This is a genomic window from Synechococcus sp. H55.9 (assembly GCF_047462355.1).
Classification (GTDB): Bacteria; Cyanobacteriota; Cyanobacteriia; order Thermostichales; family Thermostichaceae; genus Thermostichus.
The window spans coordinates 1-21,198 of sequence record NZ_JANSJB010000025.1; the positions used below are offsets into that span (position 1 = coordinate 1).

Sequence of the window (21,198 nt, forward strand, 5' to 3'; positions counted from 1 at the left end):
ATCCTTTTCTGTTTTGACCTGGGCTTTGGGGCCGTCTCTGACCGGCTAGCGGTGCAAGTAGGTGTAGGCCCGCAGGTTGTCTTCGAAGTGCTGCTGCAAAGCGCGGGCCTGATCCAGGCTAATCTGCCCCCGTTGCAGGGCGGCTTCGGTGGCGTGGTGCAGGGTTTCCACCAGATCTTCGCTGTTGTACTGCACCCAGCTCAGCACTTCGCCGATGGTGTCCCCCTTGATAACTTGGGTGACTTGGTAGCCGCCGGGACGGGTGCGGATGTGAACGGCGTTGGTGTCGCCAAACAGGTTGTGCAGATCCCCCAGGATCTCCTGGTAGGCGCCCCCCAGAAACACCCCCAGCAGGTAGGGCTGCCCATCGGGATCGTGCAGCGGCAAGACCGAGGTGATCTGCCCGTCTTCGCCAAAGAAGCGGTTGATCTTGCCGTCGCTGTCGCAGGTCAGATCCGCCAAGGTGGCCCATTGGCGCGGCTCCTCGTCCAGACGGTGGATGGGCATGATGGGAAACACTTGGTCGATGGCCCAGCTATCCGGCAGGGATTGGAAGAGGGAGAAATTGCCGTAGTAGATGCTGGCCAGCATCTCGTCCAGATCTAGAAGATCTACGGCCACCGGCTGCCCCGCCTGGTGCTGCTCGTAGGCCAGTGTGCAGATCTTGTCGGAGCAGTTCCAGAACATCCGCTCCACCTCGGCCCGCTCCTGCAAGCTGAGGGATCCCTCGGTAAATTGGCGCAGGGCGGCTTCTTTGAGCTCCTGGCAGCGGCGATAGTCGGCCACCAGGGTCTCCGGCTGGATCTGGTAGTAAAGCTGGTTCAGCTTCTGGATCACCTCGGCATCGGACGTGAGCTGGGTGGGCATGGGGTAGGGGCTGGCGGCGTTGACATCCTGGACGTCAAAGACCAGCACCGACTGGTGGGACATCAGGGCCCGCCCGCTTTCGGTCACCAGCACCGGCGGCTGGATCCCGTGCGGCTGCAGGGCACTCAGCACCGTCTGCACCACGGTGGCGGCGTAATCCTCCAAGCTGTAGCTCTGGGAGAAATGGCTGGTGGACTGGGATCCGTCGTAATCAACCCCCAAGCCGCCGCCGATATCCAGATAGCCCATCGGCGCCCCCAGTTTGACCAGCTCGATGTAGATCTGGCTGGCCTCCCGCACGGCCCGCCCATGCACACTCACCATCGAGATCTGCGAGCCAATGTGGTAGTGCAACAGACGCAGACAGTGCAGCTTGCCGGCCTCCCGCAGCCGTTCCACCACCTGCAACATCTCCGTGGCCGTGAGGCCGAACTTGGCCCGATCCCCAGCCGAGGTGCCCCAACGCCCGATCCCTTGGGCTGAGAGCTTGGCCCGCACCCCCAAGATGGGATCAATGCCCAGGTGCTCGGCAGCCTGCAGCACCAGCTCCAGCTCCTGCAGCCGCTCCAGGACGATGATGGGGGTGCGCCCCAGCCGCTGGGCCAAGAGAGCCGTTTCCATAAAATCGCGGTCTTTGTAGCCGTTGCAGATCAACAGAGCCCCAGGTGTATCCAGCAGAGCCAGGGCAATCAACAGCTCCGGCTTGGAGCCTGCCTCCAGCCCAAAGTGGTAGGCGCGACCGTGCTTGACCACCTCTTCCACCAGGTGGCGCTGCTGGTTCACCTTGACCGGGTAAACCCCCCGATAGACGTTGGGGTAGCCAAAGCGCTCGATGGCCTGCTGAAAGCTCTCGCAAATCCGCCGCATGCGGTCGGCCACGATCTCGGGAAAGCGAATCAACAAAGGCAACTGCAAACCCCGCGCCACCAGATCCATCACCAGGTGGTACAGGTCGATGCCAGGTTCCTGCTGCTGTAGGCCCTGTGGGGTTACCTCCACATGACCGGCGGCGTTGATACGGAAGTAGGGATCCCCCCAACCGGAGATGCGATAGAGCTTTTCGCTGTCTCGCAGTGTCCAGGGAGAACGAGTCAAAGTCGGCATAGTAGTCCCCCAGATACCGAGATGTAAACAGCGCAGGATTTCTGCACAGAATCCACAATATATTGCTCTATTCCAAGATATGTCAAGATTTTTCCAAGGCAGGGGGGATCCGGCTCGAAACCGGCTAAGCCTTGCCAGATAAGGCTTTGGCCTGGGGATCCCTCTGCAGTTGCTGCAGAACTCAACTCTTTCATTCTCTTTCTTTCGCTGTTTTTCTTTGTTTTTCTCGAGCAAGCTCTGTTTTCCGTCTTGAGACAAAGACAGAGTTGGGATCCCCGTTTTTGCCGAAGCGCGCAGCGAACCCTGCGGGGATCGGCGACCAGTTGGTGAAGAGAAGAAGCCGACTTTTGCGGGAAGTTGCCCCCTCTGGTGCTTGCCAGAGCTAAAGATGGCAGCCCTTGACAGAGCTCCGTGGGCAAGACTAAGGATCGGGGCGGAGAGCTTGGAGCGCCTCAGCCATGGTTCAACTGCCCCGCTGCCGCCGTCGAGAAATGCTGCTGTCGTTGCTGGCTGCTGCCGGCCTAAGCGCCTGCCAACAGGGATCCCGTTCTGGCCAAGCCGGCGATGCTGTCCCTGTTGCCGACAGCCAGTCTTCCGGGGAAATTGTGTTGATCAACGGGGCTGGGGCTACCTTCCCGGCCCCTCTGTATTTGCGCTGGTTTTCCGACTACCGCCAGGTGGATCCCAAAGTGGAAATCAACTTCCAGCCGGTGGGCAGTGCCACCGGGATCCGCCAATTTATCGACCAGACGGTGGACTTTGCCGCCAGCGACGTGGCCATGACCGATGCCGAGATTGCCGAGGTGAAGCGGGGCGTGGTCATGATCCCAATGACAGCAGGCAGCATTGCCGTCGGCTACAACCTGCCCGGGATCCGCTCCGGCCTCAAGCTATCCCGCTCCGTCTTGGTGCAGATCTTCCGCGGCCAGATTACCCAGTGGCGGGATCCGCAGATTTTGGCCCTCAACCCCGATTTGGAGATCCCCGACCTGCCCATCGCCGTCTGCTACCGCTCCGATGGCAGCGGCACCACCGACACCTTTACCCGCCACCTGGCCGCCATCGACCCCACTTGGGCCGCCGAGATTGGTGTCGGCATGTCCCTGGAGTGGCCGGTGGGGATTGGGGTCAAGGGCAACGAAGGCATGAGCGCCCAGATGCTCTACAGCGAAGGGGTGATCGGCTATGTGGAATCGGTCTACGCCCGCGACCTGGATCTATCGGTGGCGGCCCTGGAAAACCGCCGCGGCGAGTTTGTCCTCCCCACCCCCGCAGCCTCGGCCCTGGCCCTGAGCGAAATCGAGCTGCCTGAGAACCTGCGGGCCTTTGAGCCGGATCCGTCCGGCGCCGGGGCTTATCCTATCGTCACCTACACCTGGATCCTGGCCTACCGCCAGTACCGGGATCCCGCTATTGCCACTGCCCTGCGGGCGGTGCTGCGCTGGGCCCTCAGCGAAGGACAGGCTCTGGCCGAAGCAATGGGCTACCTGCCCCTGGCCGAAACCGTTGTGGCCCGCAGCCTGGAAGCCCTGCAGCTTATCCAGAGCTAGCCGCCCTTGCCCCAACCGGCCCTGGAAGCAAGGCCCCGGCAGGTACGGAGATCCGTAACTGCTCTGCCTTCCAGTTGCCAGAAATGGGCGGCATTCTCGCCCTGACCGCAATGCCCTGCTGGTTAGGATCAGCCTAGGAAACAGCTAAATACCTGCTGAATTTTCACGGATTGGCTGCCCAAGCTACTTCATACAGCCTGGCGGCGGTAGCCGAGGTAACGTCCTGAACAAAAGGAGAACAAGGAGCCGATGGGAAAAGTTGTAGGAATTGACTTGGGCACAACCAACTCGGTTGTCGCCGTAATGGAAGGGGGTGTCCCCACCGTCATCGCCAATGCCGAGGGCACTCGCACCACGCCCTCGGTGGTTGCCTTCACCAAGGATGGAGAGCGCCTGGTAGGGCAGATGGCCCGCCGCCAGGCGGTGCTCAACCCCGAAAACACCTTTTATTCGGTCAAGCGGTTCATCGGGCGCAAGTACGATGAGCTGAATGCCGATTCCAAGCGGGTCTCTTACCAGGTGCGGCGGGATGAACGGGGCAATGTCAAGTTGTATGCACCCCGCTTGAACAAGGAATTTGCCCCCGAAGAGATCTCGGCCATGGTGTTGCGCAAGCTGGTGGATGATGCCAGCCGCTACCTGGGCCAACCGGTTACCCAAGCCGTCATTACTGTACCTGCTTACTTCAACGACTCGCAGCGGCAGGCCACCAAAGATGCCGGGAAGATCGCCGGCTTGGAAGTGCTGCGCATCATCAACGAGCCGACGGCGGCTTCTCTGGCCTATGGCTTGGACAAGCGCAACAACGAGACCATCCTCGTCTTCGACCTGGGCGGCGGCACCTTCGACGTGTCCATCCTGGAGGTGGGCGATGGGGTCTTTGAGGTGAAATCCACCAGTGGCGACACGCAGTTGGGAGGCGACGACTTCGACAAGAAGATCGTGGACTGGATGGCTGAGCAGTTCAAGCAAATGGAAGGGATCGACCTGCGGCAAGACCGGCAGGCCCTGCAGCGGCTGACGGAAGCCGCCGAAAAAGCCAAGATCGAGCTGTCCAGTGTCTCCGAGACCACCATCAACCTGCCCTTCATCACTGCCACTGCCGATGGTCCAAAGCACCTGGAGCTGAAGCTCTCCCGCGCCCAGTTTGAACACCTCTGCGCCGACCTGCTGGAGCGCTGCAAAGGGCCAGTGGAGCAGGCCCTGCGGGATGCCAAGCTCACCAAGGCCGACATCAACGAAGTGGTATTGGTGGGCGGCTCCACCCGCATTCCAGCGGTGCAGCGGCTGGTGAAGGAGCTGCTGGGCAAAGAGCCCAACCAGAGCGTCAACCCCGACGAGGTGGTGGCCGTGGGCGCTGCCATCCAGGCCGGTGTGCTGGCGGGCGAAGTTAAAGATGTGCTGCTGCTGGATGTCACCCCCTTGTCTTTGGGGGTGGAAACCCTGGGCGGCGTGGCCACCAAGCTGATCCCGCGCAACACCACCGTGCCCACCCGCAAGTCGGAGATCTTCTCCACCGCCGAAGATGGGCAGACCTCGGTGGAAATCCACGTGGTGCAAGGGGAGCGGGAGCTGGCCCGCGACAACAAGTCCCTGGGCCGCTTCAAGCTGGACGGGATCCCGCCGGCTCCCCGCGGTGTGCCGCAGATCGAGGTGACCTTCGACATCGACGCCAACGGCATCCTCAAGGTGACGGCCAGAGATAAGGGCAGCGGCAAGGAGCAGAGCATCTCCATCACCGGCGCCTCCACGCTGGATAGCAAAGAGGTGGAGCGGATGATTGCCGAAGCCGAGAAATACGCTGCCGAAGACCGCGCCCGCCGCGAGAAAATCGAGCGCCGCAACAAGGCCGACTCGCTGGCCTACCAGGCCGAGCGGCAGTTGAAGGAGCTGGGCGACAAGATCTCCTCCAGCAAGCGCAGCCAAATCGAGACCTTGGTGCGGGAGCTGCGGGACGCCATTCAACGGGAGGACGACAGCGCCATCCAGAGCAAAGAGCGGGAGCTGCAGGAGGCCCTCTACGCCATGAGCAGCGAGCTCTATCAACAGCCCGGCGCCGCTTCCAGCTCCACCTCTGGGACGACCTCTGGCGGCAGCGACGACGTCATCGACGCCGACTTCACCGAGACCAAGTGACGGCAGTGGGATCCCTCTGGGGCTCCTTATCCACAGCACCGATAATGAGGAAGGACGGGATAGGCGATGGCGTCTAGCCCGCCTTCTTCTCTTTTCGTCAACGGGTCGGAAGCCAACTGCTTGGTTTTTTGCCCATTCTCAGCAATTTGCCTGCGGACGCCTCCATGCAAAACTTCAAGGACTACTACAAGATTCTGGGGGTCAGCAAGACGGCCACCGCCGACGAGATCAAGCAGGCCTATCGGCGCTTGGCCCGGAAATATCACCCGGATGTTAACCCGAACAACAAAGCCGCCGAAGAGAAGTTTAAGGAGATCAACGAAGCCTACGAAGTTCTCTCGGATCCCGGCAAACGCAGGCAATACGACCAATTTGGCCAATATTATCAGCAGGGTGGGTTCCGTTCCCGGCGGGAGACCTATAGCCAGCCCTACGGCAGCCCTTTTGCCGATGCCCCCTTCAACGAAGACTTTGGATTTGGTGGGGGGGGTGTCGATTTCAGCCAATTTGACGATTTTCAAGATTTTATCGATCAACTGCTGGGCCGAGTGCGCAGCCAAAGCACAAACCGCAGCAGCGGCTTTTCCGGATCCAGCGACAACGCCAATTACGATGCTGAGGCCACCATTCAGCTCACCATCCCTGAAGCTTTCGAGGGGGGTAAGCGCCGCCTGCGGGTGGGCGGGGATCGCGTGCTCGAGGTCAACATCCCAGCAGGGATTACGCCAGGGAAGCGGATTCGCCTGCGCGGCCAAGGCCACCCCAACCCCAACGGCGGCGCCGGCGATCTGTACCTCAAGATCGAGCTGAAAGACCATCCCTTCTATCGCCTGGAGGGATTCGATGTTTACTGTGATCTGCCCATCAGTCCCAGCGAAGCGGTTTTGGGTGCCCAGGTGGAGGTGCCCACCCTGGATGGGGTGGTGAAGCTGCGGATCCCGCCTGGCATGCAGCCGGGGCGAAAGTTGCGGCTGGCGGAAAGGGGCTTCCCCAAGGGCAACGGAGAACGGGGGGATTTTTACGTGGTGGTGCAGATCCATTTGCCCACCCGTCTCTCTGATGAGGAACGGGAACTTTACGAAAAGCTGCAGCGGGTTCAATCCTACGATCCTCGGGCCGCCCTTAAGCTCTAGCAGTCGAGTGGGATCCCGGTGAAATCTGGCCGCGTCGGCGGGACGGGATTTGTCTGACCCTGGCTCCATTGCAGTTGCCGTAGGATGCCGCGCAACAAGGCCACCTCGGCCACGGTCAAGCCGGCCCGCTGGAACAGGGCGCGAAATTTGAGCATTTTGCGGCGGGCGGTGTGGGGGTGTAGGTAGCCGATCTGCAGCAAGAGCGCTTCCAAATGTCCAAAAAAGCCTTCCAGCAGCTCGAAGGGAACGAGCCTTTGGGAGAGGGGCACAGAAGGGGCGGGGGGAGGGTTCTGGCAGATGAGGGTGCGCAGCTCGTAGCAACACATGCCCACCGCCTGGGCCAGATTTAAAGACGGGTAAACCGGATCGGTGGGGATCTGGATCTGGCGATGGCAGAGGGCCAGCTCCTCGTTGCTCAAGCCGCGATCTTCGGGGCCAAACACAAGGGCAGCAGGGCCGGCAGCCAGCAAGGCGGGGAAGGCTTGGCGAGGGGACTGGATTTGCCATTCGGGGGGGTAGGCTTGGCTGCGCCCTGTTGTCCCGAAAACTTGCACACACCCCTGCAGGGCTTCAGCCAAGGTTTGCACCGTCTGGGCTTGATGGAGCAGGTCTGCCGCATGCACGGCCATGGTGATCGCTTCCCTATCGAGGGGATCGCATTGGGGATCCACCAACACCCATTGCCGCAGGCCCATGTTTTTCATTACACGGGCAATGGCGCCGAGGTTGCGCGGCCCAGCCGGCTGCACCAACACGATGCGCACCTGCGCCAATTGCTCTTGAGCCCAGTGGGACGATGTCGGCATTGCTCAGAAGGAATCGCAGATAGGGATCCCCTAAAGTAGAGGAGTTAGATCTTGTCATAAAGATTGTGCCGATGGGATCCGCCTACCGCTGTTGGCTGAGCTTGATTTGTCTGGTGTTGGTGGGATGCTGCTGGGGATCCCCGGCGTTGGCTGCCCATTCGTTGCTCTCCACGGCAGCAGAGCCGGCGCAGGTGGCTCCATCCTCTCAGTCTCTGGTAGAAGCGCGACAACGGCTGGAAGCAATTGCCGCGGCGATGCGCTCGATCCGCCTGTGTAGCCGTCCTAACTGCCGTTACCGCGATATCTCGGTAGAAGTGCGGCCTGTGGCAGGAGCCGAGTCGCCAGAGTACGAGGGCCGCATCGACGCCACCCTCGACCGCCCCTCCGGCAGCTTGGACAGGGCCCACTACCGGCTGCGGTTTCGGGAGGGACGCTGGCAGTTGCTGGGCGGCGAAGAGGTTTCTGATGTTTCCTCCTTTTTCTTTGAGGGAGATACCTACGAGGTGTTCAGCAGCTACGGTAGTCGCAAAGCCAAATTGGCGGATGCCAGCAGCAGCCTGCGGGTGGGCTACCGGGAGCTGTACTACCGCGTTTTCGACCAGGGCCAAGAGCGTCTGCCATAGGAGCGGGGAGCAGTTATGAGAGACCAACAGCACACCTTGGCCAGCTCCATTGCCCTGGAAGGGGTGGGCCTGCACACCGGTCTGCCCGTGCGCTGTAGCCTGCATCCGGCCCCTGCCGGCAGCGGTCGGGTCTTTGTGCGGGTGGATCAACCGGGATCCCCTGAGATCCCGGCCCGCTTGGGATCCCTGGCTCCTGCCCCTCTCTGCACCTTGCTGCAGCAGGGATTTGCTCAGGTGCAGACGGTGGAGCACCTCTTGGCCGCCCTCTACATCTTGGGCATCGACAACTGCCGCATCGAAGTGGCGGGGCCGGAGCTGCCGCTCTTGGACGGCTCTGCCTTACCTTTTGTGCAGGCCATCGCCCAGGCCGGGATCCTGGCCCAAGACCAGCCGGCACAACAGGGGGTGATCCGGGAGCCGGTTACCGTCTGGGCAGGGGAAGCCTTTGTCAGCGCCTTGCCCCACCCCGTCACTCGCTTTACCTATGGCATCGATTTTGCCGATTGCCCCATTGGCCAACAGTGGCTGAGCTGGCGGGAGAACAGGGCGGATTTTGTCCAGTCCATCGCGCCGGCCCGCACCTTTGCCCGCCAACAGGACGTAGAGCGGGCCCGCCAACAGGGGCTGATCCAGGGGGGCAGCCTGGAAAATGCTATCGTTTGCAGCCAAACCGAGTGGTTGGGGCCGTTGCGCTTCCCAGATGAGCCGGTGCGCCATAAGCTGATAGATTTACTAGGAGATCTCAGCTTGTTGGGCTGCCGCTTGCAGGGGCACATTGTGGCCTACAAGGCGGGCCACGCCCTGCACCACCGTTTGGCCGAGCAGTTGCTCCAGAGTGGATCCCTGCAGGTGGAGCCAGCTCAAGAGCAACCAAGGGATCCCCTTTGCCTGGGTGGGGTGGAATCTCGCTCTTCGTTTTGAGAGGGAGCCCGGCTTCTGGGATGGGTGAAAAGTTCTTGGGCCTGCTGCAATTTCTCTGTGCGGCCTTGCTTCTGCTTCAAGGCTCTCCCATGCGGGTTTTAAGGTTTGTCTTCCGGTTCTGTGGGTTACCATGTCTTCTGATGTCTCTCCTCCTCCTCTCCTCTCGGCTGAAGCAGCTGCTCAGTTGGCAACCGCTCCCCCCGTCTTCACAACGGAGCAAATCCTAGAGATCCTGCCCCACCGCTATCCTTTTTTGCTCGTGGATCGCGTGGTGGAGTACCAACCTGGGCAACGGGCGGTGGGCCTGAAGAACGTCACCTTCAACGAGCCCTTTTTCCAGGGGCATTTCCCCAACCGACCGATCATGCCCGGCGTTCTCATCGTCGAGGCCATGGCGCAGCTGGGGGGGATCGTGTTGACCAAGTTGCCCGATGTGGCCGGGCGCTTGGCCCTCTTTGCCGGCATCGATGGCGTTCGCTTTCGCCGTCCGGTGTTGCCGGGGGATCAACTGCTGCTTTCTGCCGATTTGCTCACCATCCGGCAAAAACGCATCGGCAAAATGTTTTGCCGCGCTCAGGTAGGAGGGCAACTGGTAACCGAAGGGGAGCTGATGTTCTCCTTGGTGGATTGATCACAGCGGCCAGCCGAGGAAGGCTCTGGGCGCGGCTGTCAAAGGACTCCGTCCCGCTAGCGCGAACGGCGCAGCGGCGACTTGTCGCCAGGAGACCCTGCTAAAGTGTTGAGATAGGGAGATGGCTCATTCCCGTCCAGATCGGGTAAACATGTTGCTGCGCAAGGTTGAGGTGGCAGTGTCTGATCTCCCCCGAACCTCAATCATCATTCGCAGGGTTGGGAGCGTAACCACAGTTGCTGGCTAGGTTGGACATGAGTTCGTTGGCTTCAGCGGGATCCACTCCCAACGTTTCTGCAAGTGCGCCGCACCGCTCACGCATCCACCCCACGGCGGTGATCCATCCGAAAGCTGAGTTGCACGAGACGGTTCAGGTTGGCCCCTATGCAGTTATTGGCGAACATGTGCGCATTGGTGCCAACACGGTGGTGGGGGCCCACGTGGTGATCGATGGCTGGACAGACATTGGCGAGGACAACCAGATTTTTCCGGGAGCGGTGCTGGGCACGGAGCCGCAGGATCTGAAGTACAGCGGCGCGCCCTCTCAGGTGGTGATCGGCAGAGGCAACCGCATCCGCGAGTTCGTCACCATCAACCGGGCCACCAATGAGGGGGAGGCCACCCTGATCGGCGACAACAACCTGCTGATGGCCTACGCCCATGTTGCCCACAACTGCGTCATCGAAAATCAGGTGGTGATTACCAATGCTGTTTCCTTGGCCGGCCACATCCACATCGAGTCGCAAGCCCGCATCGGCGGTATGGTTGGGATCCACCAGTTCACCCGCATCGGGCGCCTGGCCATGGTGGGGGCAATGAGCCGGGTGGACCGCGACGTGCCGCCTTACCTGTTGGTGGAAGGGCATCCGGCCCGCATTCGCGGCCTCAACTTGGTGGGGTTGCGGCGAGCCAAAGGGATGGAGGGATCCCTGCCGGCCTTGCGGCAAGCCTATCGGCTGCTATACCGTTCTGGTTTGCCCCTAGAAAAAGCGCTGCAAACCCTGCGCAGCAGCCTCCGCAGCGAGGGGGGGTGCTGCATCTGTTCCCTGCAGGGCAAAGAATGGGTGGATGAGACGGGATCTTTACAACACCTGCTGCAATTTTTGGAAGATTCCCTTTCCCAACCCCAACGGCGTGGACCCCTGCCGGCCCTACGCGGGAGAGGGGAAGAGTTGCCAGAGCTGGGTGATTAAGGATCGCAGGTGAGCCATCTGTTTGTGTGCACAGGCGAGGTCTCAGGGGATCTGCAGGCCGGCCATCTCATTCGCGAGCTGCTGCGCCAACGCCCGCACCTACGCATCACAGCGGTCGGGGGAGAGGAGATGGCTGCTGCCGGAGCCCGGCTGCTGCACCGCACCACCGAGATCAGCTCCATCGGCATCCTGGAAGCTCTCCCCTTCGTCGGCCCTGCCCTCTGGACAGAGTGGAAAATTCGCCGCTTTTTGGCCCAAGACCCGCCGGATGTGGCTGTGCTGGTGGACTACATCGGCGTCAACAGCCGCATTGCCCCTCTGCTGCAGCGGCGGCAGATCCCCGCCGTGTACTACATTGCCCCCCAGGAATGGGTCTGGTCGCCCAACAGCCGCCTTACCTACCAACTGGCCCAGCAGATGCGGCTGATGTTGGCGATTTTCCCTGAGGAAGCCCGCTACTACGCCGCAGCAGGAGCCCACGTGCAGTATGTGGGCCATCCCCTGTTGGATATTCTGGCCGCTGTACCCAGCCGTGCTCAAGCCAGAGCCCAGTTGGGGATCCCGGCCGAAGCCACGGTGGTGGTGGTGGTGCCGGCTTCGCGGCGGCAAGAGCTGCGCTCGGTTTTGCCTGTTCTGCTCCAGGCAGCTCAGTTGTTGCAAGCTCACCTGCCCCAGGCGCAGTTTTGGGTGCCCTTGGCCTCGCCCCGTTTTGCCGCCCCGATTGCCCGGGCTGCCCGCCGTCTTGGGCTCAACCTCACCCTTTTGGATCCCCAAGCCCTGCCCTTCTTCTCGCCCCACAAAGCCCATCACCTTGCTTTGGCAGCGGCTGACTTGGTGCTGGCCAAGTCCGGCACGGTGAACTTGGAGACGGCCATCTTGGGGATCCCACAGGTGGTGATCTACCGCCTCAACCCGCTCACCTTTTGGCTGGCCCGCCACTGGCTGAAGGTGTCGGTGCCCTTTATGTCTCCCCCCAACTTGGTGCTGATGCGCCCCATTGTGCCGGAATTGTTACAGGAGCAGGCCCAGCCGGAGCAGATCGCCCAACTGGCGCTGGAGCTGCTGACCCGGAAGCAAGCCCAACTGCAAGCCGACTATGCCGCGATGCGGGCGGCCCTGGGAGAACCCGGCGTTCTCGCCCGCGCCGCCAAGGCCATCCTAGAGGTGTTGGATGGCAAGTAACTCCGGCAACTCAGCACTGGGGAACGGCCAGGGCTGCTGTTGGAGCTCTTTAACAGGCCTATCCCAGGGATCGCTTGCCCTGGCGGTTTTGATGGACTAGGCTGAAGTCAGGGTAGGGATCGGTTTGTGCGCAAAAAGCCCAAGTGCTTCGCAGGCCAGCGGCCAACTTTGTGGAGTGAATGTTGTGCAGTCCCCAGTTGTTCTCAATTCCGAACGCCCATTGCCAAATGTTTCGCCGACGGTACTGTTGGCGGACGACGACCCATTCATACGAAAGTACTTGGCTCTTTTGTTGAGCCATGAGGGCTATTGGGTGGCGGAGGCCGAAGACGGTGAGCAAGCCTTGCAGCTTTTTGCTCAAACTCAACCCCAGATAGCTCTCCTGGATGCCCTCATGCCCGGCTTAGACGGGTTTGAGTGTTGCCGCCAACTACGGGCTTTGGATGCGGATCTGCCCTGCTTGATGATCACCTCACTCGAGGATCAAGATTCCATCGACAAAGCCTTTGCTGCCGGAGCCAGCGACTACGTGACCAAACCCGTTTACTGGCCCGTGATGCGTCAGCGCATCCGCTACCTGCTCAAAGGCCGTCAGACACTGGTAAACCTGCGCCAACAGGCGGCCCGCGAACAAGCTCTGAACCGGGTTGTGCGGGCCATTCGCGCTGCTTTGCAGTTGGATCAGATCTTTGCTGTGGCCACCCGTGAGATTTGTCATCTGCTGGAGGCGGATCGGGTGAGCATCAGCATCTATCGGCCTCAGCAACAGCATTGGCGCATCATCTCCGAGTACTCCACTCAGCCGAATCACTATTTGGGCTGTCTCATTCCCGATGCCGAAAGCCCCATTGCCCAACAGTTGAAGCAAGGGAAGGTAGTGTTGCTGGAAGCAGCCGACCAGGCTGAAGGTTGGGCCTACATTGCTTCCATGGCCAAAGCCTATCCCGGCAGTTGGCTGTTGGTACCCCTCTACGGCGGCGAAAGCCCCGCATTTGGCCCGGCCCACCTCACTCTGTGGGGCAGCTTGTGTCTGCAACTGAAAACAACGCGCCCCGGCTGGTTAGCCACCAGTCAGGATCTGATCTTGGCCTTGGCCGATCACCTCTCCATCGCCATTCAGCAGGCGGAACTGTTCCAACAGATCCAGGAGCTCAACCGCACCCTGGAAGAAAAGGTACAAGACCGCACTGCCCAACTGGATCGGCAGGTGCAGGAATTGCAGCGGCTGGATCACCTAAAAGATGATTTCCTCAGCACGGTGTCCCACGAGCTGCGCACCCCTCTTGCCAACATGAAAATGGCCATCCGCCTGCTCAGCGCTGTCCTGCTGCCTGACCGGGGCACTGCCAAATCCCCGGATCCGGCCAAGATCTCTCAGTACTTGAAAGTGTTGGACAACGAATGTGAGCGGGAGATCAAACTGGTCGAGGATCTGCTGGAACTGCAGCGGTTGGAGGTGCTCAAAGGACTCCGTCCTGCTAACGCGAACGGCTCACAGCAGCCCTGCTGGTTGGCGTTGCAAGCGTGGTTGCCCCCAATCGCGGAGCCCTTCGCTCAAGATGCCTACCGCCGCCATCAGCACTTCAGCCTTGGGATCCCTCCCGAACTGCCCGCCATTTCTACCCTGCCGGAGGTGCTCAAGTCGGTGCTGGCCGAATTGCTGAGCAATGCTTGTAAATTTACCCCTGCCGAGCACCAGATCAGCCTACAGGTCACCAACCATTCCGATCACCTAGAAATCCAGATCCTCAACACCGGCGTCACCATTCCCCCAGAAGAACAAAAGCGAGTCTTTGAGAAGTTCTATCGGGTGCCCAGCGCAGATCCCTGGCGGCAAGGGGGGACGGGGCTGGGGCTGGCCCTTGTGCTACAGCAGGTGAGCCTGCTGCAAGGAAGCATTCACCTCAGCAGCGAGGCAAATCGCACCTGCTTTACCTTGCGGCTGCCTCTGGTTCTCTCTGCCCCTGACCAAGACAAGCCGGCTCAGCCTAGGGTGTAGGTGTTGGGGTGGCCGGCTTGGATTCTTGCAAAACTTCTTGCAAGCGCACGCGAACCCGCTGGTTGAGGGCAGGATTTTCGTTCGCCAAGGTCATCAATTCGCGGTATTGCAGCACCGTCAGCCCTTGCTGCTCGACAATGCGGCTGGCTTGGGTTTCCGTGCGCTGCATAATTTGCTCATATTCCTCTTCGTTCTGGGTTTCCCGCAGTTGGGCGCTGGCTTCTCGAATCAGGGGATCCAACTCCAACAAAATCCGCACCAACTGTTCCACCTGAGCATCGGTGACTTGCTCTGGGGTCAGAGTCGGAGATGCCAGAGGGCTGGGAGTTGCGGGGGTCTCAGTCGGAGAAGCAGTCGCAGCAGGACTGGGCAGCGGGGTTGCTCCCTGTGCCCAAACCGGCAGGGATCCCAAGCTGAGTCCCAGACCCACCAGCAATGCGAATTTCATCATGCCCAAAACTCCCTAGACCTAGACGAGGTTTACCCGAGCCTTTGAGGTGCAGCTAAAGCTAGGCTAGCAAGATGCCTGTGTTCCGTCTGATCGCTTCAGCGCAGTCCTGGAAACCCAGCAAACTCATCAAGCTTCTTTGCCGGTCACTTGGATCGGGATCCAATCCCTACGGTACCAGAACCTCTCACCCCTTGGCTGGGCACTCAGGACAGACCCGCGAAAGGGCTATATGGATCTGCTGTGGATCTCTTGTAGAAACAAGAAGTTAGCTGTACAGTCTTAGTACACTGCCCGAGAGCAGACCCTTCCTCTTCTCGGTCGAGCAGTTCCAAACTGGCAAAGTCGGCAACTGACTCAGCACTTCAACCCAAAAGAGGTTGATTTGAAACTGAGTTTAGGTATATATTCTGTTGAGCACCGTTTCTGCTAATGTTAAGCTGGAGCTCAGATTTGATGAGAGTCTCCTGCGTTGGCAGCTGATTTTCTCTACAGTTGCCAGAGGCAGTGGATTCGCTTCAAGATTGAGCCTAGCAACCACTCAACTTGTCAGCTCTCTTCGCAGGCAGTTTTTGGGGATTTTCACTCAGAGGACGCTTCCCCACGGGAGTTTGGGGCTGGTGTTCGAGTTGCCCTCCCGCCGAGCAAAAGGAAGTTGCTGGTTTATGGTTTATTGTTCTTGTAAAGAAGAATAACAAAAATGGGTAAAAGTTATTGATTTTCTTAAGCAGTGCTGATATATTCCCTTTGCGGTTGTTCGGTGATCCCTCTACAGGAGGCTTACATTGGTTAGGAGAAGAAAGCGTAAGAGCCGCCGTCGTCTGGAAGGGCGCAAGATTTTAGATCATATCCCTCAATTTAATTTGGACAGTGGTGAGGAGAAGTCTGTAACTGCTGCTCGCAGATATATTCAGGAAAATTCTATTCAGCCGCCTGCGCTGATTTTGGTACGGCGCAATGAACATACGATTGATCGGTTTTTTTGGGCGGAGAAGGGGTTATTTGGTGCGCAATATGTCGAGGAGAACCACTTCCTTTTTCCCAGCCTGCGGGCTTTGCTAGCGGAAGTTGCGGCTGAGAAGCCGGAGAAAAAATCCTCGAAGGCTCTTGCAACTGCCGCCCGCTAGTTGCTGGCTGCTTTTCCCCACAGCAGGCAGTTGGGAGACTTTGAATGGCGTGGAGCTCCGGATGCCTCATGGCCCAAGTTCGTCCTGCTGGTGGCAGCGGGAGGGTCACGCGCTACCCTACAAGGGATCCCGTCGGAGATGCCGGATGAGCCGACTGCCTCAAACCACTGCCCATGTGCAGATTACCCGCCGCTCTTGGCAGGAGGGTGCCATCGAAGGGGAAGTCAACGCCAACGGTTGGGTTTGGCGCTTCTGCTGGTGCTTTCGGGCCGGGGAGCTGAAGGTGGAACCTTCTGTGGGGCGGGCTTTGATTTGTGAGCCCTTGAGCCGTTTTCTGGAAAAATCGGACTATCTGCTGGAACCCGGCAGCAACTACTCGTTTGTGATTCGCAGTAGCCTGTAGGTTTTCCCGAGAAGGACTCCCTCCTGCTACGGCAACGGGAGGGAGCTTCTGCCCAGCAGCAGCGATCGCCGCCGGCCAGGGCACCTGCTAGAGTAACCGGCAATTCAGGGATCCCTGAGAAGAAATGGGAGGGCTGGCCAGGATGGAGGTGGAGACAAGCGTCCTGAGGCGGATGTTGGGTATCTACGGCAGCCCCAAGATGGGCACTTTGCTGCTGCTGGGGTTTTCGTCGGGTTTGCCGCTGCTGTTGATCAACTCCACCCTCAATGCCTGGCTGACCCAAGCGGGCTTGACCACCATTGCCATCGGCTTGTTTAACCTGCTCAATTTGCCCTACTCGTTCAAGTTTCTCTGGTCGCCTATTCTGGATCGGTTTCTGTTGCCGGCACCGGGATCCCTGCGGGGCAGTCGGCGGCGGGGGTGGATGGCCCTGACCCAGGTGCTGTTGCTGCTCAGCATCGGGCTGCTGGGTTTTCAAGATCCCACCCAAACCTGGCTAGAAACCTTGGGCTGGGAGGAGCTGGCTCAGACTTGGCCGGGCATCACGGTTTTCACCCGCCCGATCTTTCTGGTGGGGTTCCTGGTGGCTTTTTTGAGCGCCTCTCAGGACATCGCGGTGGACGCCTACCGCACCGACATTTTGGCAGAGCGGGAGATGGGGGCAGGGGTAGCCATTTTCGTATTTGGCTATCGCATCGCGCTGCTGGTCAGCAGTGGTGTGAGTTTGATCTTGGCGGACTACTTGCCCTGGTGGCAGGTGTACGGGATCATGGCGCTGCTGATGTCGATCGGGGTGGTTACCTCATTTTTGGCCCCCGAGCCGGAAAACAGTGCCCTCAAACCTACCTCGCTGCGGGCGGCCATTATCGAGCCGTTTCAATCTTTTTGGCGGCACCGCTTGGCCTGGGCGATCCTGCTGTTCGTGGTCTGCTTCAAGTTGCCGGATAGCTTGGCGGGGCAAATGACCCCCACGTTTTTGTTGCAGACGGGGTTCAGCACCAGCGATCTGGGCATCATCCGCAGTTGGATAGGCTTGTTGGCCACCTTGGTGGGGGCTTTTGTGGGGGGAGAGTGGGTCAGCCGCGCCGGCACCTACCGCTGTCTGTTCATCTTCGCGGCCCTGCAGGGGATCGGCAATTTGGGCCTGGGAGCCATTGGGTTGGTGGGGCAAAACTATCCGCTGCTGGTGGGGGCAACCCTTTTCGACAACATGGCCGGGGGCATGGGCACGGCTGCTTTCCTGGCTTTTTTGATGAGCCTCTGCGATCGGCAATTCAGCGCCACCCAGTACGCTCTGCTCACCAGCGTGTTTGCCGTGGGAGGAACCTTGGCCGGGGCCATGTCGGGCTATTTGGCGGCTGCGGTCAATTGGCCGCTGTTCTATTTGATTACAGCGATGACAGCCGCTCCGGCGATGGTGCTCTTGCTGTGGCTCGGCCCACCTGAGGAGTTAGGGATGGACGTAACAAACCGCTGATGGCCGCCTACAGCGCAGCCCCGATTTTGGCGGCCAGGTCCACCAGCCGCGCGGCATAGCCGTACTCGTTGTCGTACCAGGAGAGCACCTTCACCGTGCGATCTCCCAGGGTCAGGGTGGATTCCAAGTCCACAATCGAGGAGTGAGGATCCCCAACGATATCCGCCGATACGATCTGCGGTGGGGCAATGGCCAGGATGCCGCGCATCGGGCCTTCTGCCGCCTCGACAAACGCTTGATTGACTGCTTCTTTGGTGATGGGCTGCTCGGTGCGCACCACAAAGTCCACGATCGAGCCGGTCAGGGTGGGCACCCGCAGCGCCAGCCCGTCCATCTTTCCTCTCAGGGCAGGCAAAACCTCGGCAACTGCCGTGGCCGCCCCGGTTGTGGAAGGCACAATCGACACCGCCGCCGAGCGGCCCCGCCGGTAGTCCTTGGGATCCGGGCGATCCACGATGGCCTGGGTGGCGGTATAGGCGTGGCAGGTGGTGAGAAAGCCTGTCTCGATGCCAAAGCGATCCAGCAAGACCTTAGCCAACGGCGCCAGACAGTTGGTGGTACAGGAGGCGTTGGAGACGATGTGGTGCCGCTGCGGGTCGTACTGGTCGTCGTTGACCCCCATCACCACCGTCAGGTCGGGGCCTTTGGCGGGAGCAGAGATGATCACTTTTTTGGCGCCGGCCTCCAGGTGTTTGGCGGCCCCATCTCGTTTGGTGAATAAGCCGGTGGATTCCACCACCAGGTCAACCCCCAGATCCTTCCAAGGCAGTTGGGCCGGATCCCGTTCTGCCAAAACCCGGACTTTGTGGCTGCCGATTTGCAAGTGGCCATCCACGGCGCTGACGGTCTGGGGCAGGCGCCCATAGGCCGAGTCGAACTGAAGCAGATAGGCCAGGTTTTCCGGCTCGGTCAGATCGTTGACGGCTACCACCTCCAGCTCCCGGTCGGGGGACGGAGTCCTTTCCGGCTGAGACAGCAGCACCCGCAAGAAAGCCCGCCCAATGCGACCAAATCCGTTGATGGCTACCCGTGTGGTCATCGCAGTCCTCCGGTGTCAGTTCCTTATGATGGGTTGATGGATGCGGCAAGGGGAAGGCTGACCCCCAAAGATAGGGTAAAAGAAGAACGGGATCCCTGCTGCTTTTGCACCCCAGATCTCCAGATTTGCGCTAGAGACTTGCGATTAGATTAACCCAAGAAGTTGCCGGCAGAGGAAATCCGGATGAAGGTATTGCTGACCAACGATGACGGCATCGAGGCGGCGGGGCTGGCCCAGCTCAAGCTGGCCCTCGGCTCCCTTGTTGCAGAAGAACACTGTTGGATTGTGGCCCCCCACCAGGAGCTTTCCGGCTGCAGCCACCAGGTGACGACGCGACGACCGTTTCGGGCCTCTGCCCGCGGCGAGCGCACCTTTGCCGTTGAGGGATCCCCTGCCGACTGTGTGCGGGTGGCCCTATTCAAACTGGCTCCATCCGTAGATTGGGTGCTTTCCGGCATTAACGAGGGGGGAAACCTGGGAACGGATGTGTACTTGTCCGGCACGGTGGCAGCGGTGCGGGAAGCGGCGCTGCGTGGGATCCCGGGGATCGCCATTTCCCAATACCGAGCAGGGGGCAAACCCATCGACTGGGAACAGGCGCGGCGCTGGACCTGTGCCATTTTGGCGGAGCTGATGGAACAACCCCTGCCCAGCGGAGCGTTTTGGAATGTCAACTTGCCCCACCTGCCACCTGGATCCCCTCTGCCGGAGCGGGTTTACTGTCCCCTCTGTACCCAACCTCTGCCCCTCGATTACGCCGTGGAGGCAGAAGACAATGGGGTAGAGTCATTGTGGTTTCGCTATCAGGGCCGCTATGCGGATCGCGCCCGCGATCCCCAAGCCGATACCGACATCTGCTTCTCCGGTCGGGTGGCCATCACTCAAGTGCAACTGGTCTCAGGAGTTTCCGCCTGAGGGGGCAAGGTTGCGGGCAATGGTTCTCAGCCGTTGTAGCCGCAGCGCCGTCAGGATATCGCTGGGATCCAACTTGAGAACCTGTTCCAGAGCATCCGCCAGGTGTTGAGCCGCCTCTTGGCGGCTGTAGCCGCGAAACTGGGCGCGGCGCAGGGCAAATTCATCGGCATCGAAATGGGCGCTCTCCCGGTTCAGGTTTTGCCAGATCTGCTGAATCGAGAGGGCTGTGATGCCACCCGCCAAGAGAGCGGAAAAAGGGTGCTGCAAAGAGAGCTCCGCCACAGTGGTGATGCCCCCCAGCAAAGCCAGCGACTGGTAAAATCCCGGCTGCAGCCAGTTGCGATTGCCCAGCCAACCCACCTCGCGCAGAAACAACAGATCCCGCTGGGGACGTGGGATCTGTTGCCAACGGCGAAAATCGATGGCGATCGTGCCCTGGGGCTGCCAAGGGGCCTTGCGGCGGGAGACCAGCAGGGCTTCACCCCCGAAGTTGGGCACGACGCTGACCAAGGGTCGGAAGGAGGCGGGAAGCAGATCCCGCAGTCGTTCGGTCTCTTCCTTTTCAAAGGGTTTGAAGTCTGGGCGGCTGGTCATGGCCTCACCTGCTGGGAGCACTGGGGTGGAGAGCCCGCCTGAAACCCGGGCCCTGCTGCGGCCCCAAACACCACAGCCCTGTGCAGAACCGGTGCGCAGCTAGTTTACCTTATCTCCGGGCCGACCGTGAACGCTCTGCAGCCTGATCCAGGTTGCGTAGACTGGGAAGGAAAGACTATCTTCCTTCATCCTCAGCCCATGACCTTCTCAGCCCAGCCGGAACCCCAAGTGCAGGGCAAGGGGCAGAGCGTTGTCAGCCCTCTCTACACCTATGCCTTCTTCCCGCAGCCGGATCCGCAGCTTTTGTCCTTCATCCGGCAAACCGAGGGGATCCATCAGCCGGTACAGGTGTTTGCCCCGGTGGGGAGCCGAATTGCCGCCGCTGTGGAGCCGATGCGGGATCCAGAGGCGTTGCAAGCTTCGGATGAGGTGCTGGTGCGTTCTGCCCTGCGCCACGATCAGGTGCTCTGCCGGCTGTTTGCCCAGATGCCGCTGCTGCCCCTGCGCTTTGGCACCTGCTTTCTCTCGGCAGAAAAGCTGGGATCCCATCTGCTGGCGCGGCAGGCAGAGTACGAACAGGTCCTCGCGGCCATTGGGGGAAGGGCCGAGTACTGTCTGAAGGGAAGGATTCGGCCTCAGCCCCAGCCGGAGCCGCAGCCATCTCTGAGCGGGACGGCCTATCTGTTGGCCCGCAAGCAAGCCTATTTGCAGCAACAGCAAGCCCAAGCGCAGCAAGAGCAGGAGCTGGCGGCCCTGCAGCAACTTTGGCCCTCTACTTGGCCTGTGCAAAAGGGGGATCCCCAGCCGGGCGAACGCTTGCGGCTTTACATTTTGCTCACCCCTGCCGAACGGGAAACGGCGGCCCAGCTTACCCAAACCTGGCTGGCGCAGCACCCCGATTGGCAACTGGACTGGAGCCCCCCTTTGCCCCCCTATCACTTTGTGGGTGCCATAGGGGACAGATGCTAGACTCCGACTCCTGGGTGATCGGCACCGTTTATCGTAGTAGTGGTGAGGGGAGTTTTCTGGTTCAAGGTCGGCAGCAGGCAA

At 60.4% G+C, this 21,198-nt stretch carries 19 protein-coding genes; 14 read left to right on the forward strand and 5 right to left on the reverse strand.

Annotated elements, in window-relative coordinates:
• Positions 1-45: 45 nt before the first annotated feature.
• On the reverse strand, positions 46-1,971 hold the full coding sequence (speA, locus tag NW857_RS05125; RefSeq protein ID WP_414335687.1) for a biosynthetic arginine decarboxylase: 1,926 nt from the start codon (positions 1,969-1,971) through the stop codon (positions 46-48).
• Between the two features lie 458 nt (positions 1,972-2,429).
• On the opposite strand from speA, the gene pstS reads away from it, so the two are divergent.
• The 3 genes from pstS to NW857_RS05140 all read left to right on the forward strand — a co-directional run bounded on the left by pstS (position 2,430) and on the right by NW857_RS05140 (position 6,790).
• Positions 2,430-3,521: a phosphate ABC transporter substrate-binding protein PstS gene (gene pstS / locus NW857_RS05130; protein ID WP_414338863.1), complete on the forward strand. Its 1,092-nt coding sequence runs from the start codon at positions 2,430-2,432 to the stop codon at positions 3,519-3,521.
• A gap of 249 nt (positions 3,522-3,770) precedes the next feature.
• On the forward strand, positions 3,771-5,657 hold the full coding sequence (gene dnaK / locus NW857_RS05135; protein ID WP_414335690.1) for a molecular chaperone DnaK: 1,887 nt from the start codon (positions 3,771-3,773) through the stop codon (positions 5,655-5,657).
• Positions 5,658-5,821: 164 nt separating this feature from the next.
• Positions 5,822-6,790 (forward strand): DnaJ C-terminal domain-containing protein, encoded by a 969-nt coding sequence (locus tag NW857_RS05140; RefSeq protein WP_414335691.1) that lies wholly within the window; start codon positions 5,822-5,824, stop codon positions 6,788-6,790.
• Here NW857_RS05140 and NW857_RS05145 read toward each other — a convergent pair.
• Positions 6,787-7,596, reverse strand: a complete 810-nt coding sequence (locus NW857_RS05145; protein WP_414338859.1) for an RNA methyltransferase — start codon at positions 7,594-7,596, stop codon at positions 6,787-6,789. The genes NW857_RS05140 and NW857_RS05145 overlap by 4 nt on opposite strands.
• A 71-nt stretch (positions 7,597-7,667) precedes the next feature.
• On the opposite strand from NW857_RS05145, the gene NW857_RS05150 reads away from it, so the two are divergent.
• The 6 genes from NW857_RS05150 to NW857_RS05175 all read left to right on the forward strand — a co-directional run bounded on the left by NW857_RS05150 (position 7,668) and on the right by NW857_RS05175 (position 14,145).
• Positions 7,668-8,219 carry a hypothetical protein gene (locus tag NW857_RS05150; RefSeq protein ID WP_414334811.1) on the forward strand — a complete coding sequence of 184 codons (552 nt, stop codon included), beginning with the start codon at positions 7,668-7,670 and terminating at the stop codon, positions 8,217-8,219.
• A 15-nt stretch (positions 8,220-8,234) separates the two neighbouring features.
• Positions 8,235-9,140 carry a UDP-3-O-acyl-N-acetylglucosamine deacetylase gene (gene lpxC, locus NW857_RS05155; protein WP_414334810.1) on the forward strand — a complete coding sequence of 302 codons (906 nt, stop codon included), beginning with the start codon at positions 8,235-8,237 and terminating at the stop codon, positions 9,138-9,140.
• A 130-nt stretch (positions 9,141-9,270) separates the two neighbouring features.
• Positions 9,271-9,771 (forward strand): 3-hydroxyacyl-ACP dehydratase FabZ, encoded by a 501-nt coding sequence (gene fabZ, locus NW857_RS05160; RefSeq protein WP_414334809.1) that lies wholly within the window; start codon positions 9,271-9,273, stop codon positions 9,769-9,771.
• 254 nt (positions 9,772-10,025) lie between these two features.
• The gene (gene lpxA / locus NW857_RS05165) at positions 10,026-10,964 is read left to right on the forward strand and encodes an acyl-ACP--UDP-N-acetylglucosamine O-acyltransferase (RefSeq protein WP_414334808.1); all 939 of its coding nucleotides are present in this window, start codon (positions 10,026-10,028) and stop codon (positions 10,962-10,964) included.
• Positions 10,965-10,973: 9 nt separating this feature from the next.
• The gene (gene lpxB, locus NW857_RS05170; RefSeq protein ID WP_414334807.1) at positions 10,974-12,146 is read left to right on the forward strand and encodes a lipid-A-disaccharide synthase; all 1,173 of its coding nucleotides are present in this window, start codon (positions 10,974-10,976) and stop codon (positions 12,144-12,146) included.
• Positions 12,147-12,330: 184 nt separating this feature from the next.
• The gene (locus tag NW857_RS05175) at positions 12,331-14,145 is read left to right on the forward strand and encodes a response regulator (protein WP_414368171.1); all 1,815 of its coding nucleotides are present in this window, start codon (positions 12,331-12,333) and stop codon (positions 14,143-14,145) included.
• On the opposite strand, the gene NW857_RS05180 is transcribed toward NW857_RS05175, so the two are convergent.
• A complete protein-coding gene (locus NW857_RS05180; RefSeq protein ID WP_414368174.1) occupies positions 14,135-14,596 on the reverse strand; it encodes a DUF4168 domain-containing protein in 462 nt (153 codons plus the stop codon). The genes NW857_RS05175 and NW857_RS05180 overlap by 11 nt on opposite strands.
• A gap of 782 nt (positions 14,597-15,378) precedes the next feature.
• On the opposite strand from NW857_RS05180, the gene NW857_RS05185 reads away from it, so the two are divergent.
• From NW857_RS05185 to NW857_RS05195, 3 genes are all read left to right on the forward strand, one after another.
• On the forward strand, positions 15,379-15,720 hold the full coding sequence (locus NW857_RS05185) for a DUF3155 domain-containing protein (RefSeq protein ID WP_414334804.1): 342 nt from the start codon (positions 15,379-15,381) through the stop codon (positions 15,718-15,720).
• Between the two features lie 145 nt (positions 15,721-15,865).
• On the forward strand, positions 15,866-16,123 hold the full coding sequence (locus tag NW857_RS05190) for a DUF3146 family protein (RefSeq protein WP_414334803.1): 258 nt from the start codon (positions 15,866-15,868) through the stop codon (positions 16,121-16,123).
• 142 nt (positions 16,124-16,265) lie between these two features.
• Positions 16,266-17,600, forward strand: coding sequence for an AmpG family muropeptide MFS transporter (locus NW857_RS05195; protein WP_414348132.1), 1,335 nt, complete (start codon positions 16,266-16,268; stop codon positions 17,598-17,600).
• A 7-nt stretch (positions 17,601-17,607) separates the two neighbouring features.
• Here NW857_RS05195 and gap read toward each other — a convergent pair whose 3' ends face one another.
• Positions 17,608-18,639, reverse strand: coding sequence for a type I glyceraldehyde-3-phosphate dehydrogenase (gene gap, locus NW857_RS05200; RefSeq protein ID WP_414334801.1), 1,032 nt, complete (start codon positions 18,637-18,639; stop codon positions 17,608-17,610).
• A gap of 183 nt (positions 18,640-18,822) precedes the next feature.
• Here gap and surE point away from each other — a divergent pair, with 183 nt between their 5' ends.
• A complete protein-coding gene (gene surE / locus NW857_RS05205; RefSeq protein ID WP_414334800.1) occupies positions 18,823-19,554 on the forward strand; it encodes a 5'/3'-nucleotidase SurE in 732 nt (243 codons plus the stop codon).
• Here the strand turns inward: surE and NW857_RS05210 are convergent.
• Positions 19,537-20,148: a DUF3318 domain-containing protein gene (locus NW857_RS05210; protein ID WP_414334799.1), complete on the reverse strand. Its 612-nt coding sequence runs from the start codon at positions 20,146-20,148 to the stop codon at positions 19,537-19,539. The genes surE and NW857_RS05210 overlap by 18 nt on opposite strands.
• 198 nt (positions 20,149-20,346) lie before the next feature.
• On the opposite strand from NW857_RS05210, the gene NW857_RS05215 reads away from it, so the two are divergent.
• Positions 20,347-21,117, forward strand: a complete 771-nt coding sequence (locus NW857_RS05215) for a GvpL/GvpF family gas vesicle protein (RefSeq protein WP_414334798.1) — start codon at positions 20,347-20,349, stop codon at positions 21,115-21,117.
• Positions 21,118-21,198 lie beyond the last annotated feature (81 nt).